General features: G+C 75.6%; 18 protein-coding genes. 14 read left to right on the top strand and 4 right to left on the bottom strand.

Annotated features, from left to right (window positions below; genetic code table 11):
- Positions 1 to 121 precede the first annotated feature (121 nt).
- Positions 122 to 2,206, bottom strand: a complete 2,085-nt coding sequence (gene malQ / locus ACIP5W_RS12955) for a 4-alpha-glucanotransferase (protein WP_401471093.1) — start codon at positions 2,204 to 2,206, stop codon at positions 122 to 124.
- Positions 2,207 to 2,419, bottom strand: a complete 213-nt coding sequence (locus ACIP5W_RS12950; RefSeq protein WP_366057575.1) for a hypothetical protein — start codon at positions 2,417 to 2,419, stop codon at positions 2,207 to 2,209.
- 313 nt (positions 2,420 to 2,732) lie between these two features.
- Here ACIP5W_RS12950 and ACIP5W_RS12945 point away from each other — a divergent pair, with 313 nt between their 5' ends.
- The 5 genes from ACIP5W_RS12945 (at position 2,733) to ACIP5W_RS12925 (ending at position 7,278) form a co-directional block, all read left to right on the top strand.
- On the top strand, positions 2,733 to 3,329 hold the full coding sequence (locus ACIP5W_RS12945) for an RNA polymerase sigma factor (protein ID WP_401471089.1): 597 nt from the start codon (positions 2,733 to 2,735) through the stop codon (positions 3,327 to 3,329).
- Positions 3,326 to 4,402: a zf-HC2 domain-containing protein gene (locus ACIP5W_RS12940; RefSeq protein ID WP_401471086.1), complete on the top strand. Its 1,077-nt coding sequence runs from the start codon at positions 3,326 to 3,328 to the stop codon at positions 4,400 to 4,402. The genes ACIP5W_RS12945 and ACIP5W_RS12940 overlap by 4 nt, the downstream gene beginning before the upstream one ends.
- A gap of 157 nt (positions 4,403 to 4,559) precedes the next feature.
- On the top strand, positions 4,560 to 5,345 hold the full coding sequence (locus ACIP5W_RS12935; RefSeq protein WP_401471083.1) for an ABC transporter ATP-binding protein: 786 nt from the start codon (positions 4,560 to 4,562) through the stop codon (positions 5,343 to 5,345).
- Positions 5,342 to 6,676 carry a hypothetical protein gene (locus ACIP5W_RS12930; RefSeq protein WP_401471080.1) on the top strand — a complete coding sequence of 445 codons (1,335 nt, stop codon included), beginning with the start codon at positions 5,342 to 5,344 and terminating at the stop codon, positions 6,674 to 6,676. The genes ACIP5W_RS12935 and ACIP5W_RS12930 overlap by 4 nt, the downstream gene beginning before the upstream one ends.
- A complete protein-coding gene (locus tag ACIP5W_RS12925) occupies positions 6,673 to 7,278 on the top strand; it encodes a hypothetical protein (RefSeq protein ID WP_401471077.1) in 606 nt (201 codons plus the stop codon). Before ACIP5W_RS12930 ends, ACIP5W_RS12925 begins: the two co-directional genes overlap by 4 nt.
- Before the next feature lie 71 nt (positions 7,279 to 7,349).
- Here the strand turns inward: ACIP5W_RS12925 and ACIP5W_RS12920 are convergent, their stop codons facing one another.
- Positions 7,350 to 7,886, bottom strand: coding sequence for an HNH endonuclease (locus ACIP5W_RS12920; RefSeq protein ID WP_067244152.1), 537 nt, complete (start codon positions 7,884 to 7,886; stop codon positions 7,350 to 7,352).
- 327 nt (positions 7,887 to 8,213) lie between these two features.
- Between ACIP5W_RS12920 and ACIP5W_RS12915 the strand changes: the two genes are divergently transcribed.
- On the top strand, positions 8,214 to 9,320 hold the full coding sequence (locus tag ACIP5W_RS12915; RefSeq protein WP_401471074.1) for a mechanosensitive ion channel family protein: 1,107 nt from the start codon (positions 8,214 to 8,216) through the stop codon (positions 9,318 to 9,320).
- A 69-nt stretch (positions 9,321 to 9,389) separates the two neighbouring features.
- On the opposite strand, the gene ACIP5W_RS12910 is transcribed toward ACIP5W_RS12915, so the two are convergent.
- Positions 9,390 to 10,007, bottom strand: a complete 618-nt coding sequence (locus tag ACIP5W_RS12910) for a hypothetical protein (RefSeq protein WP_401471071.1) — start codon at positions 10,005 to 10,007, stop codon at positions 9,390 to 9,392.
- A 255-nt stretch (positions 10,008 to 10,262) separates the two neighbouring features.
- On the opposite strand from ACIP5W_RS12910, the gene ACIP5W_RS12905 reads away from it, so the two are divergent.
- The 8 genes from ACIP5W_RS12905 (at position 10,263) to ACIP5W_RS12870 (ending at position 22,191) form a co-directional block, all read left to right on the top strand.
- Entirely contained in the window at positions 10,263 to 11,477 is a 1,215-nt protein-coding gene (locus ACIP5W_RS12905; protein ID WP_401471068.1) for an ROK family transcriptional regulator, read from the top strand.
- Positions 11,478 to 11,691: 214 nt separating this feature from the next.
- On the top strand, positions 11,692 to 12,957 hold the full coding sequence (locus ACIP5W_RS12900; RefSeq protein ID WP_401471065.1) for a 6-phospho-beta-glucosidase: 1,266 nt from the start codon (positions 11,692 to 11,694) through the stop codon (positions 12,955 to 12,957).
- Positions 12,948 to 13,919: an N-acetylglucosamine kinase gene (locus ACIP5W_RS12895; protein ID WP_401471062.1), complete on the top strand. Its 972-nt coding sequence runs from the start codon at positions 12,948 to 12,950 to the stop codon at positions 13,917 to 13,919. Before ACIP5W_RS12900 ends, ACIP5W_RS12895 begins: the two co-directional genes overlap by 10 nt.
- Before the next feature lie 423 nt (positions 13,920 to 14,342).
- The gene (locus ACIP5W_RS12890; protein ID WP_401471059.1) at positions 14,343 to 15,698 is read left to right on the top strand and encodes a hypothetical protein; all 1,356 of its coding nucleotides are present in this window, start codon (positions 14,343 to 14,345) and stop codon (positions 15,696 to 15,698) included.
- A 14-nt stretch (positions 15,699 to 15,712) separates the two neighbouring features.
- Positions 15,713 to 16,741: a glutamate ABC transporter substrate-binding protein gene (locus tag ACIP5W_RS12885; protein WP_401471056.1), complete on the top strand. Its 1,029-nt coding sequence runs from the start codon at positions 15,713 to 15,715 to the stop codon at positions 16,739 to 16,741.
- A gap of 60 nt (positions 16,742 to 16,801) precedes the next feature.
- Positions 16,802 to 18,133 carry a hypothetical protein gene (locus tag ACIP5W_RS12880; protein WP_401471053.1) on the top strand — a complete coding sequence of 444 codons (1,332 nt, stop codon included), beginning with the start codon at positions 16,802 to 16,804 and terminating at the stop codon, positions 18,131 to 18,133.
- Positions 18,130 to 20,796 (top strand): tetratricopeptide repeat protein, encoded by a 2,667-nt coding sequence (locus ACIP5W_RS12875; RefSeq protein WP_401471050.1) that lies wholly within the window; start codon positions 18,130 to 18,132, stop codon positions 20,794 to 20,796. The genes ACIP5W_RS12880 and ACIP5W_RS12875 overlap by 4 nt, the downstream gene beginning before the upstream one ends.
- A 3-nt stretch (positions 20,797 to 20,799) precedes the next feature.
- Entirely contained in the window at positions 20,800 to 22,191 is a 1,392-nt protein-coding gene (locus tag ACIP5W_RS12870) for a PP2C family serine/threonine-protein phosphatase (protein WP_401471047.1), read from the top strand.
- The last annotated feature ends 76 nt before the right edge of the window (positions 22,192 to 22,267 follow it).

Genomic DNA, 22,267 nt, shown 5'->3' with positions numbered 1-22,267 from the left:
GCGCGTCCCGGCTGCCCCGCACGGCGCCCTCACCCGCCACCATCACGCGTCACCATCACTCGGCGGCCTCACGCGTCGCGCTCACGCGGCGGCCTCACGCGGCGGCCTCACCCTCCCGCCCTCATCCGTCGGCCTCCTCCCGCAGCACCTCCGTCAGCGCGTGCAGTCGCGGGGACGCCGACAGTTCCTCCAGCGTGGCCGGCCGGCCGTCGGCGTCCGCGATCGGCAGGCGCCAGTTCGGGTACTGGTCCCAGGTGCCGGGAAGGTTCTGCGGGCGGCGGTCACCGACGGCGTCCGGGAGCCAGACGCCGATCATGCGGGCCGGGGTGCGCAGCAGGAACCGGTGGACGGCCTGGATCTCGGCCTCCTCCGAGGAGGTGTCGCCGCCTCCGCCGGTGCCCTGGAGCAGGTCGAGCCGGGACAGCAGATCGAGCCACTCGCCGGTGTCGGCCGCGGCCTCCGCACGCTCCTCCTCCAGGGGGCGGGTCAGCAGGTCGAGCCGGTGGCGGAGTTCGACGTGCTCGCCGCTGAGGCGGGCGGCGGTGGAGGGCAGGTCGTGGGTGGTGGCGGTGGCGAGGCAGTCGGCGCGCCAGCGGTCGGGGGGCAGCGGGCGGCCGTCGCCCTCCCAGTCGCGTTCGAACCACAGGACGGAGGTGCCGAGCACCCCGCGTTCGCGCAGGGCCTCGCGCACGCCGGGCTCCACGGTGCCGAGGTCCTCGCCGATCACCACCGCGCCGGCCCGGGACGCCTCCAGGACCAGCACGGCGAGCATGGCCTCGGCGTCGTAGCGGACGTAGGTGCCCTCGGTGGGCGGCTCGCCCTGGGGGACCCACCAGAGCCGGAACAGCCCCATCACGTGGTCGATGCGCAGGGCGCCGGCGTAGCGGAAGAGGGCGCTCAGGAGGCGGCGGTACGGGGCGTAGCCGGACTCGGCGAGGCGGTCGGGACGCCACGGGGGCAGGCCCCAGTCCTGGCCGCGGGCGTTGAAGGCGTCCGGGGGCGCGCCGACCGACATGCCGGCCGCGAGGTGGTCCTGCTGGGCCCAGGCGTCGGCGCCGCCGGGGTGCACGCCGACCGCGAGGTCGTGCACGATCCCGAGGGACATGCCGGCCTCCCGCGCGGCGCGCTGGGCGGCGGTGAGCTGGGCGTCGGTGAGCCAGGCGAGACGGGAGTGGAAGTCGACACGGTCCATCAGGTCCAGCCGGGCCCGGGCGGTCTCGGCGGAGCGCGGGTCGCGCAGCCCCTGCGGCCACCGGTGCCAGTCGGAGCCGTGCACCTCGGCCAGCGCGCACCAGGTGGCGTGGTCCTCCAGGGACTGTCCCTCACGGGCGAGGAAGTCGCAGTAGGCGGCCCGCCGGCCCGGCCCGAGCGGCACGGCGGCGATCAGCTCCAGCGCCTCCCGCTTCAGCTCCCACACGGCGTCCCGGTCGATCAGCGCCCCCTTGTCGAGGACGGTCTCCCGCAGCCGCGCGGCGCTCTCCCGCAGTCCTCGCAGCCTCCGCAGCCGCTCGGGGCCGGTGGCGTACGCGAACTCGGGGACGTCCTCGATCCGCAGGTGCACCGGGTCGGGGAAGCGGCGTGAGGAGGGCCGGTACGGGGAGGGATCGGTGGGGGTGCCGGGGACGGCCGCGTGCAGCGGGTTGATCTGCACGAATCCGGCACCGAGCGCCCGCCCGGCCCAGCCGGCCAGCTCGGCGAGGTCCCCGAGGTCGCCCATGCCCCAGGAGCGGTCGGACAGCAGGGAGTAGAGCTGGACGAGGAGACCGTACGAGCGTCCGGCGGGCGTGGGCAGCCGGGGCGGGGCCACGACCAGGTGGGCGCGGGCGGTACGGCCGTCGGGCGCGGTCGCGGTCACCGTGTGGACGCCCGGCGGGAGTCGGTCGAGACAGGCGCGGGTCTCGCCCTGCTCGGTCTCGACCAGCAGGCGGGTGCCTTCGGGAAGGGCGGCGAGGGCGTCCGGCTCGGCGCCGTCGCTCCAGCGGACCATGGTCGGCGGCAGCAGCCGTTCGGCCAGTTCGCGTTCCCGGTCGGCCAGCGCGGCACGGGTCGCCTGCGGGGTGCCCGCGTCCACGCCGAGGGCGGCCAGGGCGCGGGTGACGGCGGCGGCGGAGGCGGTGACCGTGCGGTCCGGGGAGGGCCGGTAGGAGACGGCGACGCCGTGCAGCGCGGCGAGCCGGGTGAGGTCCTCTCCGAGGGGTGCGGTCATCTACGGCCTCGTGAAGTCGGAGTCCGCGGCGGCGAGCGGCGGTTCACTGGTGAGGGGCTCGGCGTCGGGCAGCGGGGGTTCGCTGGTCAGCGGGGCCTCGGTGCGGGCGCCCTCCGCGCTGCACGCGTACAGGTGGGGTTCCTCGGTGTAGGCGGACGGCGCCGCCGGGCGTTTGGAACGGTCCGGGAGCAGTTGGTGTGCCGGTGCGACCACGGTGGCCTCCTCGTTCGGGACGGCGCCGTCGTACGGGGTGCGCGGCGTCGTCGTACGGCGCTCGACAGCGTCGGACGGTGTCTGGCGGTGCCCGACGGTGTCCGGCGGTGTCCGCGGGTTACCGCAAAAGCCCTACCCAGCGGGCGCGGTGGCAGACGTCCCCGTATCGGACGACACGCATCTCGTCACATTCCTCACCCTGACATTCTCCCCAATGCGGGGCGATTGCGGCAGACCGCGCGCCGTCCGGGTTCCGGCGTGAACCGTCGGCGCCGGGCCGGCCGACAGACAGGATGTGAGACTGTTCCGCCCCATGAGGGGCCACGGTGAGGGCGGCACGGACGCGGCGCTGCTGCGGTCCGTCGCCGACGGGGACGCCCGCGCCCTGGCCACCCTGTACGACCGGCACGCCGGCTGGCTGCACGCGCGGCTCACCCGGCGCTGCGCCGATCCCGAGGTGGTGCGGGAGGTGGTGCAGGACACGTTCGTGACCGTGTGGCGGTCGGCGGCCGGACACGGCGGCGGGGAGGCCGGCGGCTGGCTGTGGACCATCGCCGCCCGGCGGCTGGTCGACGCGCGGCGGGCGCAGGAGCGCTCCGCGCGGATCGAGACGGCGCCGATGGACACCGAGCGGGTGGAGCGGGCACCGGCGGCGGCCCTGCCGTCCGCGGAGGAGCGGGTGCTGGCGGGGCTGGAGTTCGGCGACGTCGGCACCGCCCTCGACCGGATCCCGCCCGAGCTGCGGGAGGTGCTGCGCGCGACCGTCGTCGACGGGCTCACCACCCGCGAGGCCGCCCGGCTGCTCGGCATCCCCGAGGGCACCGTCAAGTCCCGCGCCATGCGCGCCCGTGCCGAACTGCGCGTGGCGCTCGCCCAGTTGCACCCGGCTCCGGCGGGAGGCCCGGCATGAACCCCACCCGACGGCACGCGACCGACGCCCTGGCCGCCCGCTACGCCGACGGCACCCTCCCGGAGTCCGACGCCTGGTCCCTGGAGAGACACCTGGAGCACTGCACAGCCTGCGCGACCCGCGTGTCCCGCGCGGTACGGGATGGCGCCGCGGGGGCCGTTCTGGAACAGGTACGGGGGGCGGTGCTCCGAGAGGCCTCGAACCCGGCAGTGGCAGTGGCACCCGCACCGGCACCCGCATCGGCACCGGCACCGGCACCGGCGAGCGGGGCCACGTCACCGCCGCCCGCTCCCGCGCGGCCCGTCCCCGCCGTCCCCGCCGTCCCCTTCCCCCGCGCCCGCCTCCGGTCGTCGCGCACCGTCGGCCGCTTCACCGCGCGCCGCTCCACCGGGCGCCGCATCGGCCGCTTCTCCCACCGGGCGACGGGCACCGGACCCGCGCCGGTCCGCGTACCCCGCCTCGCCCGCGTCCTGTGGGCGGCAGGCCCCGCCGTGCGGGGGGCCTGGTCCGTCGCCGTGCTGGTCGTGGCGCTGGGGGCGGTCGCGTTGGCGTACGGGGCCGGGGTGACCGGGGCGCGGCCGTTGCTGCTGGCCCTCGCGCCGGTCGTGCCGGTCCTCGGGGTGGCCCTGTCGTACGGGCCGCATGCCGACCCGGTGCACGAGATCGCCGCGGCCTCACCCGCCGGCGGGCTGAGGCTGCTGCTGACCCGGACGGCGGCCGTACTGCTGGTCTGCCTGCCGGTGCTGACACTGGCCGGGCTGCTGCTGCCCGGCCCGGGTGCGCCGGGCGCGGCGGCCTGGCTGCTGCCGGGGCTCGCGCTGACGCTGGCCTCGCTGGCCCTGGCCGGGTACGTCGGTTCACGGCCCGGCGCGGCGGTGACCGGCGGGGGCTGGTTGTGCGCGGTGCTCGCACCGGCGCTGGCCTCGCCGTCCGGCGCCCCGCTGGTCCGGCTGGCCGAACAGCTCACCGTCGTCCTCGACGGCCCCCTCGCCCAGGGCGCATGGGCAGCCGCGGCGGTGCTCTCCGCCGCCGCGCTGGCCGCCCGCCGTTCCGTCTACGACCGGACGCCCTGACGCACCTCCGCTCACGGACCGGCCGCCCCGACGCACATCCGGTCACCGACCGGCCAGCCGGCACACACCCCCACCCGCCGACCGGCCACCCCCGCCCCAGCCCCAGCCCCCGCCCACCGACCGGCACACCTCTGCCCGTCCGTCCCACGGAGATCCCTTGAGCACGATACGAGTGGCCGGACTGCGTGTCCGGCACCGCCGAACCGTCGCCCTCGACGGGGTGGACCTCACCCTGGGCCGGGGGGTGCACGGCCTGCTCGGGCCGAACGGTGCCGGGAAGACCTCGCTGGTCCGGGTGCTGGCCACGGTCGCGCCGCCCGTCGAGGGACGGGTGGAGATCCTCGGCGAGGACGTCGGCGAGGCCGGGCGGCGCGGCCCGGTCCGCCGCCGGCTGGGCTACCTCCCGCAGGAGTTCGGGTACTACCCGGATTTCACGGTCCGCGAGTTCGTCGCGTACGTGGCCTGGCTGAAGGAGTTGCCCGCCGCCGACGCCCCGGCCGCCGTCGAGAGGGCCGTCGAACGGGTCGGTCTCGGCGACCGCGTCGACACGAAGATGCGGACGTTGTCCGGTGGCATGGTCCGCCGGGCCGGCATCGCGCAGGCCCTCGTCAACGACCCCGACGTGCTGCTCCTGGACGAGCCCACCGCGGGCCTGGACCCCGAGCAGCGGGTGGAGCTGCGGGCGCTGCTGCGCGCACTGGGCGCCTGCGCCACGGTGGTCGTCTCGACGCACCTGGTGGAGGACGTGGCCGCCGCCTGCACGGAGGTCACCCTGCTCGACGCGGGCCGGGTCGCCTACCGCGGCTCCCCCGGGTCGCTGAGCGCGCTGGGCGAGGACGGCACCGGCGACGGGGTCGGCGACACCCCGGTCGAGCGCGGCTACACGGCGGCGCTGCGGGCCCACCGCGCCGGCCTCGCGCCCCGGGAAGGGGCGGCGCGATGAGCCGCACGGTCACGACACCGGGACGCGCGCCGGTCCGCGTGCACCCGTTGCGCGCCGAGGCGCTGCGCGGGTTCGCCCCCTGGTCGGGACTGGTGGTCCTCGTGACGGTCGCCGGGCTGCTGGCCGCGGGGGCGGACCGCTGGCAGGGCGGCTGGGCCGAGACCCGCGCCGAACTGCACGGTGTCCTGCTGGTCGTTCTGCCGCTGGCCGCGGCGGCGGGCTGCCGGCAGGGCGGGCGGGAGCGCCGGCGCCGTACGGAGGAGCTGTGGGGGACGGCCGCGCGCGGGCCGCTGGCGCGGTTCCTCGCGTCGGCGCTGCCGGTGGCCGGGTGGACGACGGCCGGGTACGTGACGGCGGCGGCCGGGGCACTGCTGGCGACCTGGCCGTATGCCCGGGGGGACGGGCCGGGTCCGGAGCTGCTGCCGGCGGACGCGGTGGCAGTGGCGGCCGCCGCGGTGGCCGGCCAGGTGGTGGGGCGGCTGGTCCCCCGGCGGCCGGCGGCACCGCTGCTGGCGGTGGGCGGGTATGTCGCGCTGGGCCTGGCGCCGCGGGCGGACGCCGGCGCCGGCCGCCGGCTGAACCCGGCGCTCCCCGTCCCGGAGAGCCTGGTTCCGGTGGTGTGGCAGCCCGTGGCCGCGGCGGTGTGGGCGGCCGGCCTCGCGGCGGCCGCCGTACTGGCGTACGCGGCGCGGCGCCGGTACACGGCCCTGCTGCCGCTCGCGGCGGCGACGGCGGCGGGCGCGCTGCTGGTGCAGGGCGGTGCCGGGCTGTGGCACACCGATCCGGTCGGCGACCGCCAGGTCTGTGACACCTCGACCACCCCGCAGATCTGTGTGAACGCCCGCTACGGAGATCTGCTGCCGCAGGTCAGGGCCGCCCTCTCGGGTGTCACCAGCCGGCTGGAAGGCGTACGGAACCTACCGGTCCGGTTCGAGGACCGGCCCGGAGCGCCCCGCCCCGAGGAGGCGGAGCTGCCCGTGCTGACGCCGATGGGCCGGTCTTTCGTACGGGGCGGGCTGACCGATCCGGAGCAGTACGCGTGGGAGGCCGTGGCGGCGCTCCAGGACCGTGGCGGCTGCGAGGGGCCGTCGGACCCGCGGGTGATCCGCGCGGACGACGCCGTGGAGAACCTCCTCGCGCCGAAGCCCGCCCAGGAGCACTTCGACGCACTGGACGCCCACGGCGACGAGGCCGCCCGCGCCGGGCTGCGCGAGCGGCGGGCTGCCCGTGCGCGCCTCGCGTCGATGGCCGCGGACGAGCGCCGTGCCTGGCTGACGGAGTACTTCGCCACGGCGGGCGACTGCGATCCGGACGAGGTGCCCGCGCTGTGACCGGAGCCCTGCTGTACGCCCGATCCCGCAGCCTGTCCCGGACACCGGCCGCGCTCGCCGGGGCGGTCGCCCTCGCCGGGTGGGCGGCGCTGCGGACGGGCACCGCCGCCCCCGATCCGGCCCGGGTGAGGGCCCTGGCCGCCGTGGTCCCGGTGCTGGCCGCCGCGGTGATCGGCGTGAGCCTTTCCACCCCCTTCGACGAGCTGGACCGGACGGCGGTACGCCCCTGGTGGCCCCGCCGGCCGGCCCACCTGCTCGGCCCGACCGCGCTCGCGGGCGCGCTGTCGGCACTCGCCGTCCTCGACGCCGGCCCGGCCCTCGGCCCCGCTCCCCTGCTCCGCAATCTGCTGGGCTGCACGGGCATCACGGCCGCCGCGGCGGTCGTGATGGGCGCCCGCCTGAGCTGGCTGCCGGTCCTCGGCTACGTCGGCACGGTGATCCAGGCGTCGGCCGGCGTGGCCGGCCGGGCGGTCACGGTGTGGGCCTGGCCGGTGCAGCCGGGCGACCGGCCGTGGTCGTGGGCGGCGGCCGGCACGGCGTTCGCGCTGGGCACGGCCCTGTTCGCGGCGCGCGGCGCCCGCCGGGAAGCCGCACCGCGCTGACCGGCGCGGTGCCCGGCCCGGAGGGCCCCGTGGCGTGTCGGTGCCACGGGGCATGCAAAGGCCCGGATCGGTCAGGCGGAGATGCCGTCGATCCGGGCCAGGGCGTCGTCCGCGCCGTACGGTTGCAGGTACGGCAGCCAGCGCGGGTCCCGATGGCCGGTCCCGATGATGCGCCAGGCCAGACCGGTGGGCGGGGCGGGTTTGTGCCGCAGCCGCCAGCCGATCTCGACGAGGTGGCGGTCGGCCTTGACGTGGTTGCAGCGCCGGCAGGACGCCACGACGTTGTCCCAGACGTGCTTGCCCCCGCGGCTGCGCGGGATGACGTGGTCGACGCTGGTTGCGACGCCACCGCAGTACATGCACCGGCCCCCGTCGCGGGCGAAGAGCGCCCGTCGGGTGAGCGGAACGGGCCCCCGGTAGGGAACCCGGACGAATCGCTTGAGCCGGACCACGCTGGGTGCGGGGACTGTGACGGTCGCACTGTGCAGGAAGGCGCCGGACTCCTCCAGGGAGACAGCCTTGTTCTCCAGGACGAGGACGAGCGCGCGGCGGAGCGGTACGACGCCGAGCGGCTCGTACGACGCGTTCAGGACCAGGACATGCGGCACGGATGCCTCCTTGGGCGTCGGCGGCGCGTGGCTCGCGCCGGGACGATCTGAGGTCAGTCTCTCCTCTTGCCTGGTGGACGCGCCACCATGTCCCGGTAACGGGCCGGGAGTGTTTTCGACCACACCCGAAATACATCCCCCGCACCCCGACCTGTTCAAGCGCGGGCGGACCGCGGACGAACACGGTCCCTCCTTCGGACATCCCGCCGAGGCACACACAATGCCCCGTTAGTGTGGTGCTCCTGCCCCTGCGGTGACCTTTTCGTGACCTGGACCACCTTGACCGCCGCGCCGGAGGGAGCAGCGCCGCACCTGGAGGTACCTGCCGTGTCCTTGTCCGCCGTCCTCAGGGCCGCCGGTTCGTCGCCGTCGCCGACCCCCTCGGAGTCGCCGACCTCCGTGATCGTCCCGACCCTGCAGGACGCCCAGGAGGGCGCGACGAACGCCGCCAGCTGGGTCGAGGAGAACTGGTCGACCTGGCTCGCGATCGGCCTGCGGGTCCTGCTGATCCTGGTGATCGCCGCGGTGCTGCGCATGGTGGTGCGGCGGGCCATCACCAAGTTCATCGACCGGATGAACCGCACGGTCCAGGCGGGCGACGGCACGGGGCTGGGCGGTCTGCTGGTCAACGTCGAGCGGCGCCGGCAGCGGTCGCAGGCGATCGGCTCGGTGCTGCGGTCGGTGGCGAGCTTCCTCATCCTCGGCACCGCCGCCCTGATGGTCCTCGGCGCCTTCGAGATCAACCTGGCCCCGCTGCTGGCGTCCGCCGGTGTCGCGGGTGTCGCGATCGGTTTCGGCGCCCGCAACCTGGTCACGGACTTCCTGTCCGGCGTGTTCATGATCCTCGAGGACCAGTACGGCGTCGGCGACCAGATCGACGCGGGCGTCGCCTCCGGCGAGGTCATCGAGGTCGGCCTGCGCGTGACCAAGCTGCGCGGCGACAACGGCGAGATCTGGTACGTCCGCAACGGCGAGGTCAAGCGGATCGGCAACCTCTCGCAGGGCTGGGCGACGGCCGGGGTGGACGTCACGGTCAAGGCGTCCGAGGACCTGGACCGCGTCAGGGCCACCCTCGTCGAGGTCGCCGAGAAGATGAACAAGGAGGAGCCCTGGAACGAGCTCCTGTGGAGCCCGATCGAGGTGCTCGGCCTGGACAGCGTCCTGATCGACTCGATGGTGGTCCGCGTCTCCGCGAAGACGATGCCCGGCAAGTCCCTGACCGTCGAGCGCGAGCTGCGCTGGCGGATCAAGCGCGCGTTCGACGCGGCGGACATCCGCATCGTCGGCGGCGCAACGGTCCCGCCGGAGCAGGACCCGGACAACGACCCGACGGCCTCCGTCGCCGCCCCGTCGGTGTACTCCAACCCGGCTTCCCCGCAGGCGGCGGCAGCCTCCCCGCTGACGCCCCTGGCGCCGCCGGGAGCGCCGAAGTAGCGGGGACGGGCTCCGGCCCGCTCGCGCCGGGGAAGGGGCGGGGCGTTCCGGCGCCCCGTCACCGCCCTGTCACTGCCCGGACACGGCGCCCTGCCCCGGGGGCGGAAGCGTCCGTATCAGCCGTACCAGCTGGCACAGGGCGACGAAGCTGCTGCCGACGGGCAGGCGGTAGCCGTTCCGGCCCGGCTTCCCGCGGTCCCTGCCCCTCTGTTCCCCGCCGCCGCGGATGTCCACCCGCACCTCGCCGGTGTCCTCGTCGCCGGACACGGTGGCGTGCACGGACCGCCAGGAGTGGAGCGGGCGCCACTCGAAGCGGAGTTCGCCGGCGGTCTCCGTCACGCCCGAGGTCCGGCCGGCCGCGAGCAGTGCCGCCCTGAAGCGGTCGCGGTCCTCCGGCCGCCAGGCCACCGGGAGGTTCACCGTCTGGGCGTCCTCCAGGGCCGCCCAGGTCACCGGGAGGCCGGTGCCGCGGGCCCGGCGGACCAGGTCGACGTGCTCCCCGGCGGCGATGAACAGGGCCAGCAGAGCTGCCAGAGCCGCCGCGCCGGGCACCACGACGAGCGAATCGGCCGCGTTGCGCCAGCTGAATCCGTCCCTCCAGACGAGGAGCAGGCACAGCACCACCAGGGGCGGCCCGGTGTCCGCCAGGGCGGCACGCCAGCGCACGAACAGAAGTCTTCGGTCCACGATCCGCATCCAAGGGCACTTTCCTGTGCCCCGCGCCCCTTTTCGCGCTTCCGCCTTCCCCTCTCGCGCTTCCGCCTCCCTCTCTCACGCCTCCGCCTCCCTCTTGACGCCTTCCGGACGCCGGGCTTACCTTCCCTGCACCGGACAGGAAACTTTCCTAACAGTGGTCGGGTGCGAGGGGCGCCGGTCCCTCGGCGGGCCTCCCTCCGGGATCACCGAGAAGCCGGGCGGTCGAGAGAGGCAGGTGCGGACCCCATGGCAGGAACCGCCGGCACGCCGGGCACACCGCGCGTCCTGCGTGCCATGAACGACCGTGCCGCCCTGGACCTGCTGCTGGCCCACGGCCCGCTGTCCCGCACCCGGATCGGCAGGCTCACCGGCCTGTCCAAGCCGACCGCCTCCCAGCTCCTGGCCCGTCTGGAGGCGGCGGGGCTGGTCCTGGCCACCGGCACCACGGAGGGACGGCCGGGACCGGGCGCCCAGCTGTACGGGGTGAACCCGGCCGCCGGTCACGCCGCCGGCCTCGACGTCACCCCCGAGCGCGTCCTGGCCGCCGTCGCCGACATCACCGGCCGCACGGTGGGCACGTACGAGGTGCCCACGCCGGGCAGAAGGGGCGCGGGGGCCGTCGCGGGGCAGGTCACCGAGGCGCTGGACGGCGCGGTGAAGGCCGCCGGGCTCGTCCGGGACGACGTGCGGCGGCTGGTCGTCGCCACGCCGGGGGCCTTCGACCCCACCACCGGCCGGCTGCGCTACGCCTCCCACCTGCCGGGCTGGCACTCGCCCACGCTGCTCGACGAGCTCGCGGCGGCCCTGCCGATGCCGGTGGAGTACGAGAACGACGTCAACCTGGTGGCCGTGGCCGAACAGCGGCTGGGCGCGGCCCGCGGGCACGAGGACTTCGTGCTGCTGTGGAACGAGGGGGGCCTCGGCGCCGCCCTCGTCCTCGGCGGCCGGCTGCACCGCGGCTGGACCGGCGGCGCGGGCGAGGTCGGCTTCCTGCCCGTGCCGGGCGCACCCCTGGTCCGGCAGGTCACCCGGGCCAACAGCGGCGGCTACCAGGAACTCGCCGGTTCCCAGGTCCTGCCGGAGCTGGCCCGCGAACTGGGCGTCACCGGCATCCCCACGGGCCCGTACGCCGAGACCGCCGCCGCCCTCGTCGCACGGGCCGCCGCCGAGGAGGAGGACGGCCCGCTGCGGGAACTGCTGAGCACCTACGCGACCCGGCTCGCGACCGGTCTCGCCTCCCTCGTCTCCGTCCTCGACCCCGAACTCGTCGTCCTCGGCGGCGCCTGCCTGACCGCCGGCGGCGAGGCGCTGCGCGCCCTCGTCCAGGCCGAACTGGAGGAGCTGGCCGCGTCCCGGCCGAAGCTCGTCGTCGGCGGTGTCACCGAACGGCCGGTGCTGCGCGGCGCGCTGGAGAGCGCGCTGGCGGCCACCCGCGACGAAGTGTTCGACACCTCGCGCTGACCGGCCCCGTACCCCCTCCTCGCCACCCCGCCATCCCCGTCGCCCCCGTCGTCCTCGTCGCCACACCCGTCCCCGGGAGGCCCCGCCATGCCCGCACGCAGCCCCGAAACGACCCGGAAAGCGCCCCGGGAAGCGCCCCGGGAAGTGACTTCCGCCCTGACCTCCGCGTTCGCCGGGGGCGTCACCCCGAGCGGAACGAACGGTTAGCCCGGACATGAAACTCACCGTGGTCGGCGGAGGCTCGACCTACACGCCCGAACTGATCGACGGCTTCGCCCGCCTGCGGGGCACCCTGCCGATCGAGGAGCTGGTCCTCGTCGACCCGGCGGCCGAGCGGCTGGAGCCGGTCGGCGGACTCGCCCGGCGCATCTTCGCCCGGCAGGGCCACCCGGGCCGCATCGTCACCACCGCCGACCTGGAGGCGGGCGTCGACGGCGCCGACGCGGTCCTGCTGCAGCTCCGCGTCGGCGGTCAGGCCGCCCGCGAACAGGACGAGACCTGGCCCCTGGAGTGCGGCTGCGTCGGCCAGGAGACGACCGGCGCCGGCGGCCTGGCCAAGGCGCTGCGCACGGTCCCCGTGGTGCTCGACATCGCCGACCGGGTCCGCCGGGCCAACCCCCGTGCCTGGATCATCGACTTCACCAACCCGGTCGGCATCGTCACCCGCGCCCTGCTGCAGGCCGGGCACCGGGCGGTCGGGCTGTGCAACGTGGCCATCGGCCTCCAGCGCAGGTTCGCCGGCCTGCTGGGGGTCGCCGCGTCCGAGGTCCACCTCGACCACGTGGGCCTCAACCACCTCACCTGGGAGACGGGGGTGCGCCTCGGCGGCCCCGGGGGCGAGGACGTCCTGCCCGCGCTGCTGACCGGCCACGGCGACGCGATCGCCGCCGACCTGCACCTGCCGCGCCCCCTGCTGGACCGGCTCGGCGTGGTCCCGTCGTACTACCTGCGCTACTACTACGCCCACGACGAGGTCGTGCGCGAACTGCGCACCAAGCCCCCGCGGGCCGCGGAAGTGGCGGCCATGGAGCGGGAGCTGCTGGAGATGTACGGCGATCCGGCGCTGGACGGGAAGCCGGCGCTGCTCGCGAAGCGGGGCGGCGCCCACTACTCCGAGGCGGCCGTGGACCTGGCGGCCGCGCTGCTCACCGGCTCCGGCAGCCCCCACCAGGTGGTGAACACCCGCAACGACGGCACGCTGCCCTTCCTGCCCGACGACGCGGTGATCGAGGTCCAGGCGGCGGTCGGCCCCGAGGGCGCCTCCCCGCTGCCGGTGACGCCGGTGGACCCGCTGTACGCGGGTCTGACGGCGAACGTCACCGCCTACGAGGACCTCGCCCTGGACGCGGCGCTGCGCGGCGGCCGCGACCGCGTCTTCCGGGCCCTCCTCGCCCATCCCCTGATCGGCCAGTACGCGTACGCCGAGACGCTGACCGACGAACTCCTCGCACACAACCGGGAGCACCTCGCGTGGGCCTGACCGCAGGTGTCCTCGCCATCGACGCGGGCAACAGCAAGACCGACGTGGCGGTCGTGGCGGCCGACGGGGAGGTGCTCGCCACGGCCCGCGGCGGCGGCTTCCGGCCGCCCGCGGTGGGGGTGGGGCCCGCCGTGGACACCCTCGCGGACGCCGTCACGCGCGCGTACGCCGCCGCGGGCGTCACCTCGGTGACCCATGTCTCGGCCTGCCTCGCGGGCGCCGACCTGCCCGTCGAGGAGGAGCGGTTGGCGGCGGCGCTGCGCGAGCGGGCCTGGGGCGCGACCGTCGAGGTCCGCAACGACACCTTCGCGATCCTGCGGGCGGGCGTCGACGGGCCGCGGGGCGTGGCCGTCGTCTGCGGCGCCGGCATCAACTGCGTCGGCCTGCGCCCCGACGGCCGCACCGCCCGCTTCCCGGCGCTCGGCCGGATCTCCGGTGACTGGGGCGGCGGGTGGGCCCTCGCGGAGGAGGCCCTGTGGCACGCGGCCCGGGCCGAGGACGGCAGGGGTCCCGCCACCGCCCTGGCGCACACCCTCCCGGCCCACTTCGGCCTCCCCACGATGTACGCCCTCATCGAGTCCCTCCACCTGGAACGCGTCCCCGCGTCCCGCCGCCACGAGCTGACCCCGGTCCTCTTCGCGACGGCCTCCGGCGGCGACGCGGTGGCCCGCGCGGTCGTCGACCGCCTGGCGGCGGAGGTCGTCGGCATGGCCGCGGTCGCCCTGGCCCGCCTGGACCTCCTGGCGGAGGAGACCCCGGTGCTCCTGGGCGGCGGAGTCCTCACCGCGGGCCACCGCCGGCTCGACGACGGCATCGGCGAACTGCTGGCCGCCAGAGCGCCCAAGGCGGTCCCGAGGGTGGTACGGCAACGCCCGGTACTGGGAGCCGCGCTGCTGGGCCTGGACAGACTGGAAGCGGGCCCCGCCGCACAGGCGAGGCTCCGCGCGCACTTCGAGGACTGACAGTGAGGATGTGACGTGGCTTCTCCGGCGGGTCTGACTCACGGACTGACCGGTGCGGGGGCCCCGCGGCCCCGGCCGGCCCGCGTGCCCGCGGCAGACGGACCCGGCCCTCCCCGCACACGTGACCGCCGCCGTCCGGGAGCGCGGGGACCGCGCGACCCGCCACGAACGACCCGCACCCGCACACGCACCCGCACCCGCACCCGGCCCCGGCCCCCGATCCCTGGTTCCTGGTTCCTGGTCTCCGCCCCGCACCCGCCCACGGCCCCCGGTCTCCGCCCCGGAACCGAACACACACCCAGGACGTGTTCACCGGCAGGGGTGAGCCGCGGTCCGGTCAGGATCCGGCGGAGCCCGGTGCGCCGCACCGCGCCGAGCGGCGATACTGGCGCGGACAGTTGACCATGGGGGAGGTCAGGAAACGTGGCAAACCCGCCGACAACCGGCACGGCGGCACCGCCCGGCCGCCGGACGGCATTCGCCGAGGGTGCCGACCGGTTGCGCTCCGCAGCAACCACCGAGCCGGGCAGGCTCCGTGTCATCGGCGCCGTCCTCGCCCTCCTCGTCGTCGCCTTCGGCGCCGTCACCGCCTGGCAGACGAGCGACCGCGCGGCCGCCGCCGACGACGTGCTGCACAAGAGCCAGCCGCTCAGTTCGGCCGCGGCGGACATCTACCGTTCGCTCGCCGACGCCAACACGGCCGCGGCCGGCGGCTTCCTGGCGGGCGGCCAGGAGACCGCCGAGTCGCGCGAGCGCTACGAGGACGACATCGACACGGCCGCCGCGAAGCTCGTCACCGCGGCGAACAACTCCGACGCCAATTCCCCCTCCACCGCGGCGATCACGAAGCTCAACACCCTGCTCCCGGAGTACAAGGGCCTCGTCGAGCGCGCCCGCACCTACAACCGGCAGGGCTTCCCGGTGGGCGGCGCGTACCTGCGCTACGCCAACCAGAAGATGCAGGACGAGATGCTCCCGGCCGCCGAGGACCTCTACCAGAGGGAGAACCAGCGCCTCCAGGACGACTACGCGGCGGCGAAGCCGTACCCGTGGGCGGCGATCGCCCTCGGCGTCCTCGCGCTGGCCGCCCTCGCCTGGGCGCAGCACCGCAACTACCGCCGTACGAACCGGGTGCTCAACCACGGCCTGGTCGCGGCGTCCGCGGCCTCCGCCGTCGTGCTGCTGTGGCTGGTCGTCGGTCACAGCGTGGCCCGCGCGGGGCTGAACGACTCCTACGACCACGGCGTCCGCTCCCTCGACGTCCTGCACGACGCCCGTATCGCCTCGCTGAAGGCGCGCGGCAACGAGAACCTCACCCTGGTGGCCCGCGGCGCCGAGACCGTGAAGGCCGGCGACACGACGGTCGACGCCTACGACCACGACTTCACCGAGGAGATGGCCGCCCTCGGCAAGGGCCTCGCGGCGGCGGCGAAGCTCGCCGACGACCAGGCCGGCGAGAAGCCGGTCGCGACGGCGGAGGGCAACATGGCGGAGTGGAAGAAGCGCCACGCCGCGGCCCGCGCCCAGGACGACAACGGCAACTACGAGCAGGCACTGGCCCTGGTGATCGGCGCGAAGGGCGCGACCGGCGCGTGCTTCGACGGCGTCGACGCCAGCCTGGCGACCGCGCTCGACCACGAGCGGCACGAGTTCAGGCAGGCGGCCGGCGACGGCCTGGACGCGATGGGCGGGCTGCCGCTGGGCGCGGCCGTCCTCGCCGTCCTGGGGGCGGCGGGCGCGGTCCTCGGCATCGGCCGCAGGCTGTCGGAGTACCGGTGAGAGGGGGCGTGACGATGCGTGCTCGACGGATACGGGCCGGTCTGCGGGGCTGGGGCGGGGTGGGCGCGATGGCGGTCGTCTGCGTCCTCGCCCTGGCGTTCGTGCTGCTGCTGCCCTGGACCCAGTCGAAGGGCGACGGCAGCACCGGCACCGGCGGCCCCGGCGTCGCCGAGGGCAGCCCGGCGGCGGACTCGACGTGCCGGGCGCCCGAGACGCAGACGCTGGCCCCGTCGACCGCGGACGGTCCGACGATCGCCGCGATCAAGGCCCGTACGGGCGAGAAGCGCAAGCTGGTCGTCGGCGTCGACCAGAACAGCTACCGCTGGGGCTACCGCGACCCCAACACCGCGGGCGCCGCGCTGGAGGGTTTCGACATCGACCTGGTGCGGCGGATCGCCGAGGACATCCTGGGCGACCGCAACGCCGTCCAGTTCAAGGCGATACCGACCAACCAGCGCATCACGGCCGTCCAGGAGGGCCGGGTCGACATGGTGGTCCGCACGATGACGATCACCTGCGACCGGATCGAGGACGTCGCGTTCTCCGCGCCGTACTTCAGGACGGGCCAGCAGGTGCTCGCCCCCAAGGCGTCGACCGTCACGGGCTACGACGGCACGCTGGCGAAGAAGCGGATCTGCACGGCGGCCGGTTCGACCGCCAGCGCCCGGCTGACCGACGACGTGAAGGCCGGGAAGCTGCCCGCGACCGCCGACATCTCCACCACCGTCCCCAACCAGCTGGACTGCCTGGTGCGGCTGCAGCTCGGCGAGGTCGACGCCGTCGTCACCGACGGGGCCCTGGCGGCGAGCCAGGCCGCGCAGGACCCGACGGTGGAACTCAAGGGTGCCGCGTTCACGACCGAGTACTACGGCGTGGCGATGAACAAGGACGCGGACGACCTGGTGCGCCGCGTCAACCAGATCCTGGTGGCGTACCGGGCGGACGGCTGGCAGCGGTCGTACGCCGACTGGCTGTCGGCGACACTGGGTACCGATTCGTCGACGTCGATGCCGCCCGCGCCGCAGTACCTGCGCACGAGTTGACGGGACGTCCGGCGGGCGGCGGACCGAGCAGGAGACGGACACAGCGACGAGAGGTGATCGATGGGCGTCACGGGACCTCCCGGGCCGGTGATGGACCGGGACGAGGTCGACCGTGCGCTGGCGCGGCTCGGCTCGGAGCACGAGGCGATCGAGACCTCGCTCCTCGCCCTCCAGGACCACGCGGGCCGCAGACTCCTCGAGGGCGCCGCGCTGACCGGCGTCACCGAGGAGCGCTGGGCGTCCGCGGAGGCGTCGATCACGCTGCTGTGGACGTACTTCGACGCGTACACCGACGCGTTGCGCTCCGCGCGGGACATCCGCTCGCGGCGCCGCTGGTCCAGCCGTGAGGACCTGGTGGAGCTGACGGAGCTGCTGCGCGGCGAGTCCGTCACGGTCGCCGGCCCGGCCGCCGCCGCGGCGAACGCCCCCACCCCGACCGGCGGCGGCAGGCTCAGCGAGAGCTTCTCGCTGGCCACCCTCGTCGACCGGATGAACGAGCTGTACGCGTCCTCTTTGGACATGGTCGTCGCCGCCGACGCGGTGTGGTCCGCGCTGCCCGCCCGGATCGATCTGCTCGCCGCGGAACTCCAGCGCACCCGGCAGCTCGCGCACTCCGTGGGCGTGCGCCCCGGCGAGCATCCGGCGGGCGACGACCTGGAGCGCATCACCCGCACCCTGACCTCGCTGCGCGAGCGGGTGATCTCCGACCCGCTGGCGTTCTGGGTTCCCGCGCAGGGCAGTTCGGCGCCGGGCGGCGGCCGCCCCGACACCACGGTGTACGACCGCGAGGCGCGTGCCCTGGAGGACGTGCGCCGGGAGATCGACGCCGTACTGACGGTCCGTCAGGACGCCGAGCAGCGGCTGGTGCGGCTGCGGGACGTGCTCAGCCGCGCGGACCGGACGCTCGCCGAGGCGCGCACCGCGCGCGGCGAGGTGCTCGCGAAGATCGCCGCCACCGAGGTGCCGGTCGTCAGCGGCCCGCCGACCGTGCTCCAGGAGCAGTTGGCGACGGCGGCCGAGTACCGCCGGCACGCCCAGTGGCACCGCCTGTCCCCGCTCCTGGAGTCCCTGGAGCGCAAGGCGGAGGACGAACTGCTGCGTGCTCGCGAGTCGTTGACCGCGGTCACCGCGCCGCTCGCGGTCCGGGCGGAACTGCGCGGCCGGCTCGACGCGTACAAGGCGAAGGTCGCCCGGCACGGGCTCGCCGAGGACCCGTTCCTCATCGAGCGCTACGACGCGGCCCGGCGGATGCTGTGGAGCGCGCCCTGCGATCTGCGCGTCGCCGAACAGGCCGTCCTGCGCTACCAGCAGGCGGCAGCCGAACTGCTGGCCGCGCCGCGCGTGCCCGAGCAGGGCGGCCCCGAGGACCGCAGGGGGGAGCAGAGGTCATGAGCCAGGCAGGGCAGACGTGCCAGCGACCGGGCTGCGAGGGCTCGTACGAGGACGTGGGCGGGGGCGAGCTGTACTGCGACACCTGCGGTCTGGCCCCCGTCGTCGCGTCCGGAGGTCCCCCCTCCGGGGGAGGCCTGGTCGGTTCACCCCCGACCGGCGTGACCCGCAGCGGCAGGGGCTCGACGGGCAAAGGCGGTTCAGGCTCCAGTTCCCGCAGCAGTTCGCGCAGTGCGCGCACCTCCTCGCAGTCGTCGAAGTCGCGCCGCTCGGTGTCCGGGCGGCTCTCGCGGTCGCTGTCGGGCGCGGCCGGCGGCCGCTCGGTGTCGGTGCGCAGCTCCGGTTCCACGTCCGGTTCGTCCGGGCGGGCCCGCCTCGGGGCGGGTCTGGTCGCGGTGCCGCAGGTGCCGCGCCCCGACCCGCGCGCGATGGTCCTCGACAACCCGGAGGTGCCCGAGCGCAAGCGGTTCTGCTCGCGCGCCGACTGCGGCGCGCCGGTGGGCCGGGCGCGCGGTGAGCGGGAGGGCCGCACGGAGGGCTTCTGCACCAAGTGCGGCCACCCGTACTCCTTCGTCCCCAAGCTGGCGGCCGGCGACGTCGTGCACGGCCAGTACGAGGTCGCGGGCTGTCTGGCGCACGGTGGCCTCGGCTGGGTCTACCTCGCCGTCGACCGGGCGGTCTCCGACCGCTGGGTGGTCCTCAAGGGCCTGCTGGACACCGGCGACCAGGACGCGATGGCGGCGGCGATCTCCGAGCGCCGCTTCCTCGCCGAGATCGAGCACGCCAACATCGTGCGGATCTACAACTTCGTCGAACACCTCGACCAGCGGACCGGATCGCTGGACGGGTACATCGTCATGGAGTACGTCGGCGGCAAGTCCCTCAAGGAGATCGCCAACGCCCGCCGCACCCCGGACGGCAGGCGCGACCCGCTGCCGGTGGAGCAGGCCTGCGCCTTCGGCATCGAGGCCCTGGAAGCCCTCGGCCACCTGCACAGCCGCAACCTGCTGTACTGCGACTTCAAGGTCGACAACGCCATCCAGACCGAGGACCAGCTCAAGCTCATCGACATGGGCGCCGTGCGCAGGACGGACGACGACGAGTCGGCCATCTACGGCACGGTCGGCTACCAGGCCCCGGAGGTGGCGGAGGCCGGCCCGTCGGTGGCGAGCGACCTCTACACGGTCGGCCGCACCCTGGCGGTGCTCACCTTCGACTTCCAGGGCTACACCACGGCCTTCGTGGACTCCCTGCCCGACCCCGACTCCATCGAGGTCTTCCACCGGTACGAGTCCTTCTACCGGTTCCTGGTCCGCGCCACCGACCCCGACCCGGCCCGCCGGTTCGCCTCCGCCCAGGAGATGGCCGAGCAGCTGACCGGTGTGCTGCGCGAGGTCGTCTCGCTCCAGTCGGGGCGGGCTCGGCCCGCGCTGTCCACCCTGTTCGGGCCCGAAGTGCGGGTCACGGACACGGAGTTGTTCCCGAAGCTGGACGCGGAGGTGTCACGGCTGGGGTCCCGGGCCGTCGCGTCACGGCGGAGCCCGCGCCGGACGGGCGGCACGGGCGGCACGGGCGGCACGGGCGGCACGGGCGGCACGGGCGGCACGGGCGGCACGCCGGCGAGCGGGACCGGTGCGGCCGGGCTCGTGCCTTCGCCCCGCGTGCCCGGCGCCGCTCCGGCAGGCCCCGCCCCGGCAGGCGCCGGCGGTGCCGCGGCGGGGCTGGTCAGGCCCGTCCCCGCGCCCGCCGCCGGACTCGCCCTGCCGGTCCCGCACGTCGACCCCGCCGACCCCAACGCCGGTTTCCTCACCGGCCTGCTGGCCTCCGCGCCCGCCGAGCTGATCACCGCCCTCGCGGCCGCACCGGCCCCGTCGGTGGAGAGCCGGCTGCGGGAGATCCGCGCCCGGCTGGAGAACGGCGACTTCGAGGCCGCCCTGAGGTCGCTGGCCGAGCTGGAGGGCGAACGGCCCGACGACTGGCGGGTCGTCTGGTACCGGGGCGTGGCCTCGCTGGTCACCGGCGACCGGGCGGGCGCCGCGCTCGCCTTCGACGCGGTCTACGACGCCTTCCCCGGCGAGCCGGCGCCGAAGCTGGCGCTCGGCCTGTGCGCGGAGGTGCTGGGCCAGCTGGACAACGCCGCCGAGTACTACCGCCTCGTGTGGTCGACCGACCCGGGCTTCGTGAGCGCCGCGTTCGGCCTGGCACGCGTCCAGCTCGCGGCGGGCGACCGCCGAAGCGCCGTACGGACGCTGGAGTCGGTGCCGGAGTCCTCCATCCACTACACCGCCGCCCGCGTCGCGGCCGTCCGCGCCCGGCTGCGGCAGCGGACGTCGGCGGCCGCCGCCGACGTACCCTTCCAGGAGGACCTCGCCGCCGCGGCGGCGCAGGTCGAGGCACTGGACGCCTACGGACTGGATCCGACGCGCCGGGAGCAGCTGTCCACCGAAGTCCTCGGCTGCGCGCTGGACTGGGTACTCTCCGGTGGCCGGGGCAGCACCGGCCCCGGCGACCGGCGGGCGCTGCTCGGCAGCGACCTGGACGAGCGGGGGCTGCGCTTCGGACTGGAGCGTTCGTACCGCATGCTGGCCCGGCTGGCGACCGGCGCCGAGGAGAGGATCGACCTGGTGGAACGTGCCAATCGTTACCGCCCCCGGACGTGGGTGTAGTTGATGTCCCAGATCCCCCGGCAGGCCTCCCTGCCCACGTGTCCGAGCTGCGCGGAGCCGATCGACGCGGGTGACCGTTTCTGCGGTGCGTGCGGATACGGCCTGTCCGCCGTACCGGCACGCCCGCAGGACACCCCGACGCTCACCATGAACGCGGCGGAGGGACCGGCCGCGCGGGGCGCCGACGGTCCACCGCCGGGTACGGCAGGTGCGCCGCCGCTCCCGGCCGGTGCGCCGCCGTCGGCGGTACCGCAGCCACCGCCCGCGGCCCCGCAGCCACCGGCCGCCCCGCCCGCAGCCCCGCCCCCACCCGTCGCGGCGCCCGTCGCCGCGCCCGTCGCGGCGGCTCGGGTGCCGGCGGGCGGGCCGGTGGCGCCGACCGCCGCCGGCCCCGGCGTTCCCGCACCCGGGGTGCGGTTCGACCGGCCCTCCGAGCCGGAGGAGTACCCCCTCCAGGCGCCGGACCCGCGGCTGGCCGTCGCCAAGGTGTGCGTGGCCTGCCGGGCGGGCCGGGTGGACGACGACGGGTACTGCGAGAACTGCGGGCACGCCCAGCCGCGTGAACGCGACCACATGGAGCAGGAGTCGGGCCCGGTCGCCGCCGTCAGCGACCGCGGCCTGCGCCACCACCGCAACGAGGACTCCTTCGCGGTCGGCCGCACGGCGCTGCCCGACGGCGGCTCCGCGCTGGTGGCGATCGTCTGCGACGGCGTCTCCTCCGCGACCCGCCCCGACGACGCCTCGCACGCCGCGGCACAGGCCGCCGGACGGACCCTGCTGGCGGCCCTGCCGCAGGGCACGCACCCGCAACAGGCCATGCACGAGGCGATCGTGGCCGCCTCGCACGCGGTCAACGCGCTCGCCGAGGAGCCGGCCACGGCCCGCGAGCACGCCCCGCACCAGAACGCCCCCGCCTGCACCCTCGTCGGCGCGGTCGTCACAGCGGGCCTGCTGGTCGTCGGCTGGGTCGGCGACAGCCGCGTCTACTGGGTTCCGCAGGACCGCGGTGCACCGCCCGCCCGGCTCACCGAGGACGACTCCTGGGCAGCCCAGATGGTCTCCGCGGGCCTGATGAACGAGGCCGAGGCCTACGCCGACGAGCGCGCCCACGCGATCACCGGCTGGCTCGGCGCCGACGCCTACGAACTGGAGCCGCACACCGCCGCGTTCAAGCCCGACCGGCCGGGCGTGGTGATCGTGTGCACCGACGGCCTGTGGAACTACGCGGAAGGGGCCGGGGAGATGGCCGAGGCGCTCCCCCGGGACGCCGCCGCCCGCCCGCTGCACGCCGCCCGGGTGCTCGTCGGTCACGCCCTGGACGGCGGGGGCCACGACAACGTAACAGTGGCCGTCGTGCCGTTCCCCGCCCCCGCGCAGGGGGCAGGATCGGCCTGAGGCCGCGCACGGACAGAGCACCGGCCGGCCCGTACGCACGGGCAGGCCGGTGCGCGGGGAAGCAGCGGCGGACCGG

Origin of the sequence: Streptomyces sp. NPDC088766, assembly GCF_044750845.1 — a bacterium.
In the GTDB taxonomy this organism is placed as follows: Bacteria; Actinomycetota; Actinomycetes; order Streptomycetales; family Streptomycetaceae; genus Streptomyces.
Note: the sequence above shows the minus strand (reverse complement) of the source record. Positions and strands in the feature narration are given on the sequence as shown.

Bases quoted from the DNA above. Each gene is read 5' to 3' on its own strand.
- ACIP5W_RS12940 (WP_401471086.1), top strand. From the start codon at position 3,326: ATGAACCCCACCCGACGGCACGCGACCGACGCCCTGGCCGCCCGCTAC.
- ACIP5W_RS12870 (WP_401471047.1), top strand. From the start codon at position 20,800: ATGTCCCAGATCCCCCGGCAGGCCTCCCTGCCCACGTGTCCGAGCTGC.
- ACIP5W_RS12880 (WP_401471053.1), top strand. From the start codon at position 16,802: ATGGGCGTCACGGGACCTCCCGGGCCGGTGATGGACCGGGACGAGGTC.
- ACIP5W_RS12885 (WP_401471056.1), top strand. From the start codon at position 15,713: ATGCGTGCTCGACGGATACGGGCCGGTCTGCGGGGCTGGGGCGGGGTG.
- malQ (WP_401471093.1), bottom strand. From the start codon at position 2,206: ATGACCGCACCCCTCGGAGAGGACCTCACCCGGCTCGCCGCGCTGCAC.
- ACIP5W_RS12945 (WP_401471089.1), top strand. From the start codon at position 2,733: ATGAGGGGCCACGGTGAGGGCGGCACGGACGCGGCGCTGCTGCGGTCC.
- ACIP5W_RS12900 (WP_401471065.1), top strand. From the start codon at position 11,692: ATGAAACTCACCGTGGTCGGCGGAGGCTCGACCTACACGCCCGAACTG.
- ACIP5W_RS12905 (WP_401471068.1), top strand. From the start codon at position 10,263: ATGGCAGGAACCGCCGGCACGCCGGGCACACCGCGCGTCCTGCGTGCC.
- ACIP5W_RS12930 (WP_401471080.1), top strand. From the start codon at position 5,342: ATGAGCCGCACGGTCACGACACCGGGACGCGCGCCGGTCCGCGTGCAC.
- ACIP5W_RS12875 (WP_401471050.1), top strand. From the start codon at position 18,130: ATGAGCCAGGCAGGGCAGACGTGCCAGCGACCGGGCTGCGAGGGCTCG.